Here is an 11398-nt window from a genome sequence, read left to right as displayed (position 1 = left end):
GCCCCGCCACGCCCGCCACCGCCGCCTCGCCGCAGGCCATGAAGGGGAAGTCCGAGTCCGAGACGGGACGCACAAGGACTTCATTGACGAGCTCCCGCGACCGCGGCCCGGCGACCGCGATCTGCGCCCAATGCTCGGTGACGGAGAGGATCGCGACATCGAGCTCCGGCCAGAGGCATTGCGCGCAGAATTCCAGATGCGCCATGACCTGCGCCGCGGCGGCCGTGGTGGTGGTGAGCAGGAAATGCGTCTCCCCGAGCCGCGCGACGGTGCCATCGTCCATGACGAAGCCGTCCTCGCGCAGCATCAGCCCGTAGCGGACCCGACCGGTGGCAAGGGTCGAGACGGTATTGGCATAGACCCGGTCGAGAAAATCTGCGGCATCCGGGCCCTGGACGTCGATCTTGCCGAGCGTGGTCACGTCGCAGACCCCGACCGCGTTCCGCACGAAGCCCACCTCGCGGTCGCAGGCCGGGCGCCAGCCGGTCTCGCCCGGGGCGGGATAATGGCTCGGGCGATACCAGAGCCCGGCCTCGACGAAGGCGGCGCCGGCCTCGGCGATGGCGTCATGCGCGGGCAGGAAGCGCCGCGGCGCCAGCCCCTGCCCCGCGCCCCCGGCGCCGAGGGCGGCGATCGGCACCGGCGTATAGGGCGGGCGGAAGGTCGTGGTCCCGGTTGCGGCGATGCCGCGCCCGGTCAGCTCGGCCAGCACCGCGAGCCCGGCCACGCCGGAGGTCTTGCCCTGATCGGTCGCCATGCCGAGCGTGGTGTAGCGCTTCATGTGCTCGACGGAGGCGAAATTCTCCCGCGCCGCCAGCGCCACGTCCTTCACGGTGACGTCGTTCTGGAAATCGAGCCAGGCGCGGCCCTTCGCCCCCCGCACCCGCCAGAGCGGCGCGATCCGGGTCGCGGCATCCTCGGCCTCCGGGACCTCCACCGGCGGCGCCGCCATGCCGAGATCGGCGAGCGCCGCCGCAGCCGCCGCCGCGCCGCCGGAGAGGGCCGCACGGGTGGAGAAGGCGCCCGCCGCCGCACCGGCCGCGGCCAGCCCCGGCACCGCGCCCGCCGCCGGCACGAAGGCGGCGATCGCCGCGTCCCATTCGGGCCGACCGTTCATGTGGCAGCTCAGGTGGAGCGCGGGGTTCCAGCCGCCCGAGACCGCGAGGCAATCCGCCTCGATCCAGCTTTCCCCCCCCCGGTCGCGCAGCCGCACGGCCTTCAGCCCGCGCCTTCCGCGGGTGCCGGTGATCGCCGCCCCGGCATGGCCGCGCCACGGGCCCTCGGGCAGCGCCACGTCCTCGCGGCTGTCGACCAGCGCCGCGACCTCCACCCCGGCCTCGGCCAGGTCGCGCGCGGTGCGCCAGCCGTCGTCGTTGTCGGTGAAGACCACGGCCCGGCGGCCCGGCGCCACCGACCAGCGGTGGAGATAGCCGCGCATCGCGCCGGCCAGCATGATGCCGGGCCGGTCGTTGTCGGGAAAGGCCAGGGGCCGCTCGATGGCGCCGGAGGCGAGCACGGCCCTTCGCGCGACGATCCGCCAGAAGGCGTTGCGCGGCGCATGCGCGGGCGGCAGGCCGACGTGCTCGGACACGCGCTCGAGCGCGCCATAGGTGCCGCCGTCATAGGCGCCGGTCACGGTGGTGCGCGGCATCAGGCGCAGGTTCGGCATCGCCGCCAGCTCCGCCACCGCCGCCGCCGCCCAGGCCGCGCCGGGCATGCCGCCGACCTCCAGCCGCTCGGCGTTGAGCCGCCCGCCCAGGCGGAAATCCTCGTCGGCGAGGATCACCCGCGCCCCCGCCCGCCCGGCGGTCAGCGCCGCCATCAGACCGGCCGGCCCGGCGCCGATCACCAGAAGGTCGCAGAAGGCGAAGGCCTTCTCGTGCGGGTCGCGGTCCGGCGCCGTGTCGAGCCGCCCGAGACCCGCCGCGCGCCGGATCAGCGGCTCGTAGAGCCGCTCCCAGAAGGCCGCGGGCCACATGAAGGTCTTGTAGTAGAAGCCCGCGCCCAGAAGGGGCGAAGCGAGATCGTTCACCGCCATCAGGTCGAGGCCGAGCCTGGGCCAGCGGTTCTGGCTGAAGGCCACCAGCCCGTCATGCGCCTCCTGCATGGTCGCGCGCACGTTCGGGATCCGCGCCGCGTGATGGCCGATCGTCACCAGCGCGTTCGGCTCCTCGGAGCCGGCGGCGAGGATGCCGCGCGGCCGGTGGTATTTGAAGCTGCGGCCGACCAGCCGGATGCCGTTGGCCAGGAGCGCCGAGGCGAGGGTGTCGCCGGGATGCGCCACCAGCTGCCGCCCGTCGAAGAGCACGTCGAGGTCGCGGCTGCGGTCGATCTGCCCGCCGCTTGCCAGCCGGCTCATCGCGCGAGCTCGCGCGCGAGCGCGACCTCGAGCACCGCATGGTCGCGGGTGTCGCGCACCACTCGCAGCCAGGCGCGGCAGCCGCCCTCGTGCTGCCAGAGCTCCGCATTCGGCCCCGCCGGATTGTCGCGCGTCACGAGATAGTCGAGGAAGGCCGCCGCGCCCGCCTCCGGCGCGGGGCGCCGGAGCAGCACCGCCGCGCCGCGATAGACGAATTCGCGCAGGTCGCGCTCGCCGCAGAGGGGGCAGATCAGGCGCATGGGGGGAGCCTTTCCGCGCATCCGGCCGCGCGCGGGAGCCAAACGCCCTTCTCGCGCGTTGTCCCGGGGCAGTTCGAAAAGCAAGGGAGCGCCATCATGAGCAAGCTCGCCTTCGCCGCGCTCGCGGCAATCCTTCTTTTCGGCGCGGCCTGCGGCAAAACCACGGAGAAACGCGCCGCCACCGGCGCGCTGATCGGCGGCGGGGCCGGCCTCGTCGCGGGCGCGCCCCTGCTCCGCGCCGGCGCGGGCGCGGCGGTCTGGGTAGCGACGGAATGATCAGTGCAGGTTGTGCTGGGCACCGGTCCCCTCCTCGTCCAGCACCCGTCCGGTAGCGAAGCGGTCCATGCGCAGCCGCGCCGCCGCCGGGTGTGATTGGCCCGTCGCGATCAGATGCGCGAAGCACCAGCCCGAGGCTGGCGTCGCCTTGAAGCCGCCGTAGCACCAGCCGCCGTTGAAGAAGAGCCCGTCGACCGGCGTGCGGTCGATGATCGGCGAGCCGTCCGAGGTCATGTCCATGATCCCGCCCCAGTTGCGCAGGATTCGCGCCCGGCCGATCATCGGCATCAGCGCCATGCCGGCCTCCATCACATGCTCGACCATGGGCAGGTTTCCCCGCGCGGCATAGGAATTGTAGAAGTCGAGGTCGCCGCCGAAGACCAGCCCGCCCTTGTCCGACTGGCTGATGTAGAAATGGCCCATGCCGAAGGAGATGACACCCGGGAGCACCGGCTTCAGCCCCTCGGTCACGAAGGCCTGCAGCACATGGCTCTCGATCGGCAGCCGCAGCCCGGCCATGGCGCCGACCTGGCTCGACCGGCCGGCCACCGCCATCCCGACCTTCCTCGCGGCGATGTAGCCGCGCGAGGTCTCGACCCCGCGGACCCGGCCGCCCTCGATGCGGAAGCCCGTCACCGCGCAGTTCTGGATCAGATCCACCCCGCGCGCATCCGCGCCCCGCGCGAAGCCCCAGGCGACGGCATCGTGGCGCGCGGTGCCGCCGCGCCGGTGCAGCAGCCCGCCCCGGATCGGAAACCGCGCGTCGTCGAAATTCAGGAACGGCGCATGGGCCCGGACCTCGTCGCGGCTCAGCAGCTCCGCATCGTCGCCCTGGAAGCGCATGGCATTGCCGCGCCGGGCGAAGGCGTCGAACTGCGGATCGGAATGGCAGAGGTTCAGGATGCCGCGCTGCGACATCATCACGTTGTAGTTCAGCTCGCGCTCCAGCCCCTCCCAGAGCTTCAGCGAATGCGAGTAGAATTCCGAATTGCCCGGGAGCAGGTAGTTCGCGCGCACGATCGTGGTGTTGCGGCCGATATTGCCGCCGCCGAGCCAGCCGCGTTCCAACACGGCGACATCGCGGATCCCGTGGTTCTTCGCGAGGTAATAGGCAGTGGCGAGCCCGTGCCCGCCGCCGCCGATGACGATCACTTCATAGGCGGGCTTCGGCGTCGGGTCGCGCCAGACCGGGCGCCAGTGCCGGTCACCCGCCAGCGCGTTGCGAAGGATCTGCCAGGCCGAATACCCCATGCGCCGCCCGTTGCTCGTTCGCCCGAGCAAAGCCCGTCGCGGGCAGCGGCGCAAGGGGCGCGGAGGACGAAACCTCAGATCGGCAGGACGGGGCGCAGCGCGCGCCAGAGCCTGGCATAGGCCCGGGCCAGCGCCTCGGGCGAATGCACCGCGATCAGCCGGGCGATGATGCCCGCGTGATCGGCGGGCTCCGCCGGGCCGAGCGCCGGATCCTTGAGCATGCGTTCGTGGTCGCGCGCGAGCAGCGCGGCCTCGTCGGGCGCCTCGCTCCACACCAGGGCGAGCCCCGCGCGGCGCGCGAAGCGCTCCGCCTTCGCGCGCTCCGCCGCGCCGACCACGAGGATCGCGAGCCCGCTGCGCCCGGCGCGGCCGGTCCGGCCGCAGCGGTGCAGCAGCGCCTCGGGGGATTGCGGCATGCCGGCATGGATCACCAGATCGACATTCGGCAGGTCGAGGCCGCGGGCGGCGAGATCGGTCGCGACGCAGATGGACACGCTGCCCGCGCGCAGCCCGGCGAGGGCCGCCTCGCGCTCGACACGCGACAGCGCGCCCGAAAGGCTGACAATCCGGAGCCCGCAGCCCGCGAGCCAGTCGGCGAGCTCGGTCACCGCCGTGCGGCGCGGGCAGAAGACCAGCGCCGCCCGCGCCGCGTGATAGCGCAGGAGGCGCGCGATCACCGCCCGCTCCGCCCCGGGCGGCACCGCCACGCCCTGGAGCGCCACTCCGCCCGGGGCCCCGGCCGCGTCGCGCACCGCCACCATGCGCGCACCCGCGCAGAGGCGCCGCGCCAGCTCCTCCGCCCGCGGCGGGATCGTCGCGGAGAAGAGCAGCAGCCGCCGCTCCTGCGGCAGCGCGGCCAGGATGCGGTCGAGGTCGGGGCGAAATCCCTTCGTCAGCAGGTCGTCGGCCTCGTCGAGCACCAGAAGGCCCACCTCTCCCAGCCGCAGCTTGCCGGCCTCCACATGATCGCGCAGCCGCCCCGGCGTCCCCACCACCAGATCCACCCCCGCCGCCAGCAGCGCCCGCTCGGCCTGAAGCTCGGTGCCGCCGGTGCAGCAGGCGATCCGCGCCCCGGTGCCGGCGAAGAGCCAGAGGAACTCGCGGCGGACCTGCGCGGCGATGTCGCGCGTCGGCACCACAACGAGCGCGCGCGGGGCCTCGCCCGGAACGACCGCGCCCGCGGGACCGAGCAGGCACGCGGCGATGGCGATGCCGAAGGCCAGGGTCTTGCCCGTGCCGGTCGGCGCGGAGACAAGCAGGTCGCCCGGCTGCGGCATCGCCGCCAGCACGGCGCGTTGCACGGATGTGAGACTGGAAAAGCCGCGCGCGGCGAGATTGCGCGCGAGCGGGACGGGCGGAAGCCCGGAACTCGATGACATGATACACTTCCCGGATGCCGGGCCGCGGGGCCCGCCGCCGGGCCTTCCGGCGGACCGGATCGTCTGCACGAGGCGCGATCCGCGGAGGAACCGGCGCCGACGCCGGCAGTTGCCAGCGCTCGATCATGGTTCTATAGCACGCGTGACTTTCAAACAGATGAATGGATTGGACAAATCCCATGCCGAAGATCAATGGCAACGAGATCCGCCCCGGCTATATCCTCGACCACGACGGCGGGCTCTGGGTCGCGGTGAAGGTCGGCCACGTCAAGCCCGGCAAGGGCGGCGCCTTCGCCCAGGTGGAGATGAAGAACCTCCGCGACGGCCGCAAGCTCAACGAGCGCTTCCGATCCGCCGACAAGGTCGAGCGGGTGCGGCTGGACCAGAAGGACCAGCAGTTCCTCTACGAATCCGAAGGTCTGCTGCATTTCATGGATGCCGACACCTTCGACCAGATGACGATCCCCGCCGACATCTTCGGCGACCGCCGCCCCTTCCTGCAGGACGGCATGACGATCCAGGTCGAATATTACGAGGACGAGGCGCTCAACGCGATGCTGCCCGACAAGGTCACCTGCACCATCGTCGAGACCGAGCCCGCGGTGAAGGGCCAGACCGCCGCCAACAGCTTCAAGCCGGCGATCCTCGACAACGGCCTGCGCATCATGGTGCCGCCCTTCGTCGGCGAAGGCGAGGCGGTGATCGTCTCGACCGAGACCATGGAATACGTGGAACGCGCCTGAGCCGCGGCGCCTGCCGGCAGGGCCGGCGCGGCCCGATCGCCGCGGGTCGATCGGGCTGGGGACACCCGGGCACGGGCGGGATGGGAGTCGGCGGCGAAGGCCGCTGGCACTGCGCGGTGCGCGTCACAGCCGCGACAGGATCACCCCGCCCGCAACCATCACGATCGCCAGGATGCGCTGCCAGCCGATCTCCTTGACCGGCAGGCCGAAGGCGCCGACGGCGTCGAGCACGATGGCCCCCACCAGCTGGCCGAGGATCAGGGTCGCGATCATCGTCACCACCCCGAGCTTCGGCACGCTGTAGATCGCCGACCAGACGTAGAGGGCGCCGAGAACACCGCCGAGCCAGCCCCACCAGGGGGCGACGCGCAGATCGCCGAGCGTGGGCACCGCCCCGCGCACCGTCGAGAGCGCCAGCAGCAGCACGAAGCCCACGCCGAAGGAGATCGTCGCGGCGAAGAGATTGTTCCCGATCGCCCGGCTCAGCGCCGAATTGACCGGCGCCTGCACCGCCACCGCCACCCCGCCGACGCTCACGACCGCGAGCGCCGCCAGCACGTTCCAGTTCATTGGCCATCTCCCTCGGCTCTCCCGCCCGCGAGCGGATATTCGGCCAGCGCCTCGTAGATCGGCCCGGACCGTCCCAGATGCGAGCGCCAGAGCGCGAAGCCCTCCACCTCGAAGGGCCCGGCCCGGAAGCCCGCGCCGTCGAGGACGAAGGCGCGCATCCGCCCCGCCGCCTCGCCGCGCAACCCGGCGTTGAAGCGCGCAAGCGTCACATGCGGCAGGTATCGCTCGCGCGGGAAGTCGATCCCGGCGCCGCGGGCCGCCTGCAGCACCTTGTCGCGCAGGAGCCGCAGCTTCGGCTCCGGATCGGCCCCGGCGGCCAGCACCTTCGCCCGGTCGCCGCCCGGCAGGTCGAGCCCGCGCAGGGACAGCTCGAATCGCGGCAGCCGGATCGCGGCCAGCGCGTAATGGACGTCCTCGATCACCGGCCCCGGATGCTCGCCGAGAAAGGCCACCGTCAGATGCAGGTTCTCCCGCGCCACCGGCCGCCCCTCCGGCAGCCCGGCCTGCGCCGCCACCAGCGCCCCGACCACCGCTTCAGGGGGCCGCAAGGCCACGAAGGCCCGGATCATCGCGTCGCCCCCTGCCCTGCCCGCGCGAAGGACGTCCGGCCGCAGCCGCCGAACGGCCCGGCGCTCCCCGCGGCGCGGCGGATCTCGCCCCGGTGACGAGGTAGCGCGACGGCCTCGGCGGCAGGCTGCATTCTTCCCCCAGATTCCGGCGCGCCCGCAGCGCTGTCCCGCGTCTTCGACACCGTAATGGAGGGCGGTGCCGCCGGTGACAAGCGCTGCGGCGGAATTCCGGACGGCGACCGCCGCCGGTGCATGGACCGGCATCGCCCCGACGCGGGCCGGAAAGCGAAGGGCCCGCTAGCCCCGCGCCAGCAGCGTCTCGACCTCGGGCAGATCCGGCATGGAGGGGGCCGTGCCCGGTCGCGTCACCGAGATCGCCGCCACGGCGCAGCCGAAGCGCATCGCCTCCACCGGATCCATGCCCCGCGCGAGGCCGGTGGCGAACCCGCCGTTGAAGGCATCCCCCGCCCCGGTCGTCTCCACCACCGGCCCGGCGGAGATCGCGGGCACCAGCTCCGTCCGGTCCCGCCCGTGATAGAGCGCGCCCTTCGCCCCGAGGGTGATCACTGCGGCCCCGGCACCGCGCGCGACCAGCGCCGCCGCCGCGGCGCGGGCGCCCCCGATGTCGCCCACGGGCACCCCGGTCAGCGTCTCGGCCTCGGTCTCGTTCGGCGTGACATAGTCGCAGAGCGCGAGGATCTCGTCGGCGAGCGGCTGGCCCGGCGCCGGGTTGAGGATCGTCGTCACCCCCGCGCCGCGCGCCACCAAGAGGCCGCGCGCCGCCGCGGCCAGGGGCTGTTCGAGCTGGGTGACGAAGACCGCGGCGGCCTCGATCTCCGCGCGCCGCGCGTCGATGTCGGCCGGGACGATCCGCGCCGCGGCGCCGGGGCAGATGATGATCGCGTTGTCCCCGCTCCCCTCATCGATGAAGATATAGGCCGCCCCGGTGTAGCTGTCGGCATCCCGGGTCACCAGCGGCCGCACGCCCGCCGCGGTCCAGGTCCGCTCGGCGATCTCCGCGAAGGCATCGTCTCCGAGCCGGGTGATGAAGCCCACCTCCGCGCCAAGGCGCGCCGCCGCCACCGCCTGGTTCGAGCCCTTGCCGCCCGGTCCGAGCGCGAAGGAACGCCCCAGGATCGTCTCGCCCATGCGCGGCGCGCGGTCGGCGCGATAGGCGGTATCGGCCACGAAGACCCCGAGGATGATGATGCGGTTGGCTCGGTCCATCTCTAGGCCTCCGGTGGAATCACGCCCTTGCGGAAGGCGAAGCAGCCGTAGAAGCGCCGCTCGCCGGTCTGGATCACGGCATAGGCCGCCTTCGCCCGCTCGTAGAAGGCATAGCGCTCGATCGGGACCATGGGCCAGGGCCTGCCCTCGGCGGCATCGATCTCGGCCTGGACCTCGCGCTGCACCGCCGGGATCTCCTCGGGCTGGCCGACGACCTCCATGCGCGCGGCGGCATCCTCGACGAAGCCGTCGAGCGGATAGAGCGAGAGCACCGCCCGGACCACCCGCGGCGCCGGCGCGTCGATGCGCAGCAGCATGCCGAGGCCCGTGTGGTCGGCCACCGACTGGGAGGGGAAATTGGTGTCCGCGATCACCAGATCGTCGCCGTGGCCCATGGCGCGCAGCGCCTGCAGCACCTCGGCGTTCAGGAGCGGGTCAATTCCCTTGAGCATGGCGTTCCTCCCTTGCCGCTTCAGTCGCGGATCGCCCGCGCGACGGCCGATCCGAGCCGCGCGTGCTGGGCCGCGTCGAAATGCACCCCGTCGAGCGGGCTCGAGACGATGACCCTGCCGGCGTCGAGGAACCGCACCCCGAGCCGTTCCGCCATCGCGGCGTAATGGCCCGCGAGCCGATGCGACTTCGCCGCGCCGCCCTCGAAGATCTCCTCGAGGCAGCCGGCCTCCAGCACCGGCGGCGGGCAGACCAGCAGCACCTCCGGTGCGCGCTCCTCGGGCCCGGCCTCGCTGTGGCGGATCGCCAGCACCAGCTGCCCCGCCGATTCCGCGATCTCCACCGGCGACGCCTGGAAGCGGTGCTTGAGGTCGTTGGTGCCCAGCATCAGCACCACGAGATCGACGGGCGCGTGGCTCTCCAGCACCGCCGGCAGCACCGCGAGCCCGTTCTTGTGCACCCCCGACACCGGATCGGGATGCACGGTGGTGCGGCCCGGCAGCCCCTCCTCGATCACGTGGAATCCGGCGCCGAGCTCGGCGGCAAGCACGCCCGGCCAGCGCTCCGCCCGCCCGAACCGCCCCATCACGTCGCGTGTCGCCATCGGCATGGTGCCATGGGTGTTGCTGTCGCCGTAGCAGAGAATCGTCCGTTCGCGCATCGCCCTCCCCGTCAAAGCCTGAGCCCGGAGCCGGGATCGAAGAGATGCACCCGTTCCGGCCGCGGCCGCAGATGCACCCGATCGCCCGGACGCAGGGCATGGTGGTCGCGGAAGACCGCGACGATCTCCTGCGCGCCGAAGCGCAGATAGCTGAGCGTCTCCGCGCCGGTCGGCTCCACCACCCGCACCGTCGCGGGAAAGCCTGTCTCCGCCAGTTCCAGATGCTCCGGCCGGATGCCGTAGACGACCTCGGCCCCCGGCGCCGCCCCGCCGGCGGCGGCGAGCGGCAGCGTCTCGCCCTCGACCGCGACGCCTCCGGGCCCGAGCACCCCCGGCAGCAGGTTCATCGCCGGCGAGCCGATGAATTCGGCGACGAAGCGGTTGCGCGGCCGCTCGTAGAGTTCGAGCGGCGCGCCGATCTGCTCGATCCGGCCCGCCTGCATGACCACGATGGTATCGGCCATGGTCATCGCCTCGATCTGGTCGTGGGTGACGAAGATCGTGGTGGTGCGCAGCCGCTGGTGCAGTTCCTTGATCTCGGCGCGCATGGCGACGCGCAGCTTGGCGTCGAGATTGCTGAGCGGCTCGTCGAAGAGAAAGACCTGCGGGTCGCGCACGATCGCCCGCCCCATGGCGACGCGCTGCCGCTGCCCGCCGGAGAGCTGGCGCGGATAGCGGTCGAGATAGGGCGTGAGCCCGAGGATCTCCGCCGCCCGGCCGACCCGGTCCGCGATCTCGGCGCGATCGGTGCCGCGCAGCTTGAGCGCGAAGCCCATGTTGGCGCGCACGGTCTTGTGCGGATAGAGCGCATAGGACTGGAAGACCATGGCGATGTCGCGCTCGCCCGGCGCGAGCCCGTTGACCACCCGCTCGCCGATCCGGATCGTGCCGGCGGTCACCCCCTCGAGCCCCGCGACCATGCGCAGGAGCGTCGACTTGCCGCAGCCCGAGGGCCCGACCAGCACCGCGAATTCGCCGTCCGCGATCGCCACGTCGACCCCATGGATCACCTCGGTCGCGCCGTAGGATTTCCGGAGCCCGCTGACCGTGACCCTCGCCATTCCCCTCCCCATGCGGCCGGCCGGCGACCCTTGCTGCCCGAATCGACGGCGGCGCACGGGGCCCGGTCCATCTTGGTTGACGCGGCGGCCCCCGACAATGCCGTCGTTCCCGGCCGGCGTTTCACGCTGAAACTGGCGGGTTTTCCATGTGAAATCAGTTGCATATCTGATTCCGTTAGGGAAATCGCAACCCTTGTCCCGGCGCTTCCGTCCACCCCGCCGCGGATTCGGGGGCACCCGCTTCGTGAGCCAACGGCGGCCGCTTCCTCGCGCCGCCGCCGTGCGTCCCGCCATCGGTCTGCGCCCGGGTCAGGAGAATTGCATCTGGCGACGCGGGCCTCGTCAGGCCGAGCTCCGGGCGCGCCTGGCACCGCCATCCCGCCCGGCGGCCACCGCCGGGCAGCGGGAGACAGTCGAAGAGGAAAAGAATGAGCCCCAGAGGCGACAGCCCCGGCGCGGGGATCGGGTCATCACATTTGGAGCCCATTGTTCCCGTCACGACCGTCCCGCAGCAAGACGAGGGCAGCGCCCGACCCGGGCGGGTGCGAAGCGCCCGCCTGGGGGCGGGGCGGGCGCTGCCCGGCGGTGCCCG

12 protein-coding genes are annotated in these 11398 nt (G+C 72.6%); 2 read left to right on the top strand and 10 right to left on the bottom strand.

Annotated features, from left to right (window positions below; all coding sequences use genetic code 11):
* Window positions 1–2359 (bottom strand): 2Fe-2S iron-sulfur cluster-binding protein (locus V7050_RS12575; protein ID WP_324410609.1); only part of this gene is annotated, 2359 nt, incomplete at its 3' end.
* Window positions 2356–2619: a sarcosine oxidase subunit delta gene (locus tag V7050_RS12570; protein WP_324375450.1), complete on the bottom strand. Its 264-nt coding sequence runs from the start codon at window positions 2617–2619 to the stop codon at window positions 2356–2358. The genes V7050_RS12575 and V7050_RS12570, both read right to left, overlap by 4 nt.
* A gap of 96 nt (window positions 2620–2715) precedes the next feature.
* Here V7050_RS12570 and V7050_RS12565 point away from each other — a divergent pair, with 96 nt between their 5' ends.
* Entirely contained in the window at window positions 2716–2895 is a 180-nt protein-coding gene (locus V7050_RS12565) for a hypothetical protein (RefSeq protein WP_324410607.1), read from the top strand.
* Here the strand turns inward: V7050_RS12565 and V7050_RS12560 are convergent, their stop codons facing one another.
* Window positions 2896–4146 carry a sarcosine oxidase subunit beta family protein gene (locus V7050_RS12560; protein ID WP_324375446.1) on the bottom strand — a complete coding sequence of 417 codons (1251 nt, stop codon included), beginning with the start codon at window positions 4144–4146 and terminating at the stop codon, window positions 2896–2898. It abuts the gene before it with no gap.
* Between the two features lie 74 nt (window positions 4147–4220).
* Entirely contained in the window at window positions 4221–5525 is a 1305-nt protein-coding gene (locus tag V7050_RS12555) for a DEAD/DEAH box helicase (RefSeq protein WP_324369554.1), read from the bottom strand.
* A gap of 179 nt (window positions 5526–5704) precedes the next feature.
* Between V7050_RS12555 and efp the strand changes: the two genes are divergently transcribed.
* Entirely contained in the window at window positions 5705–6268 is a 564-nt protein-coding gene (gene efp / locus V7050_RS12550; RefSeq protein ID WP_324369555.1) for an elongation factor P, read from the top strand.
* A 123-nt stretch (window positions 6269–6391) separates the two neighbouring features.
* On the opposite strand, the gene V7050_RS12545 is transcribed toward efp, so the two are convergent.
* From V7050_RS12545 to V7050_RS12520, 6 genes are all read right to left on the bottom strand, one after another.
* Window positions 6392–6838 carry a DMT family transporter gene (locus V7050_RS12545; protein ID WP_324369558.1) on the bottom strand — a complete coding sequence of 149 codons (447 nt, stop codon included), beginning with the start codon at window positions 6836–6838 and terminating at the stop codon, window positions 6392–6394.
* Entirely contained in the window at window positions 6835–7407 is a 573-nt protein-coding gene (thpR, locus tag V7050_RS12540) for an RNA 2',3'-cyclic phosphodiesterase (RefSeq protein WP_324369560.1), read from the bottom strand. The genes V7050_RS12545 and thpR overlap by 4 nt, the downstream gene beginning before the upstream one ends.
* A gap of 297 nt (window positions 7408–7704) precedes the next feature.
* Window positions 7705–8634: a ribokinase gene (gene rbsK / locus V7050_RS12535; RefSeq protein ID WP_324410605.1), complete on the bottom strand. Its 930-nt coding sequence runs from the start codon at window positions 8632–8634 to the stop codon at window positions 7705–7707.
* A gap of 2 nt (window positions 8635–8636) precedes the next feature.
* Complete coding sequence (locus V7050_RS12530) at window positions 8637–9086, bottom strand: RbsD/FucU family protein (protein ID WP_324369564.1); 450 nt, start codon at window positions 9084–9086, stop codon at window positions 8637–8639.
* A gap of 20 nt (window positions 9087–9106) precedes the next feature.
* Window positions 9107–9745, bottom strand: a complete 639-nt coding sequence (locus tag V7050_RS12525; protein WP_324369566.1) for an SGNH/GDSL hydrolase family protein — start codon at window positions 9743–9745, stop codon at window positions 9107–9109.
* 11 nt (window positions 9746–9756) lie between these two features.
* Window positions 9757–10806 (bottom strand): ABC transporter ATP-binding protein, encoded by a 1050-nt coding sequence (locus tag V7050_RS12520; protein ID WP_324369568.1) that lies wholly within the window; start codon window positions 10804–10806, stop codon window positions 9757–9759.
* Window positions 10807–11398 lie beyond the last annotated feature (592 nt).

It is taken from the genome of Amaricoccus sp., assembly GCF_036846665.1.
Lineage (GTDB): Bacteria > Pseudomonadota > Alphaproteobacteria > Rhodobacterales > Rhodobacteraceae > Amaricoccus.
The sequence above is the reverse complement of the archived record's forward strand: the minus strand, read 5'-3'. Positions and strand labels throughout refer to the sequence as shown.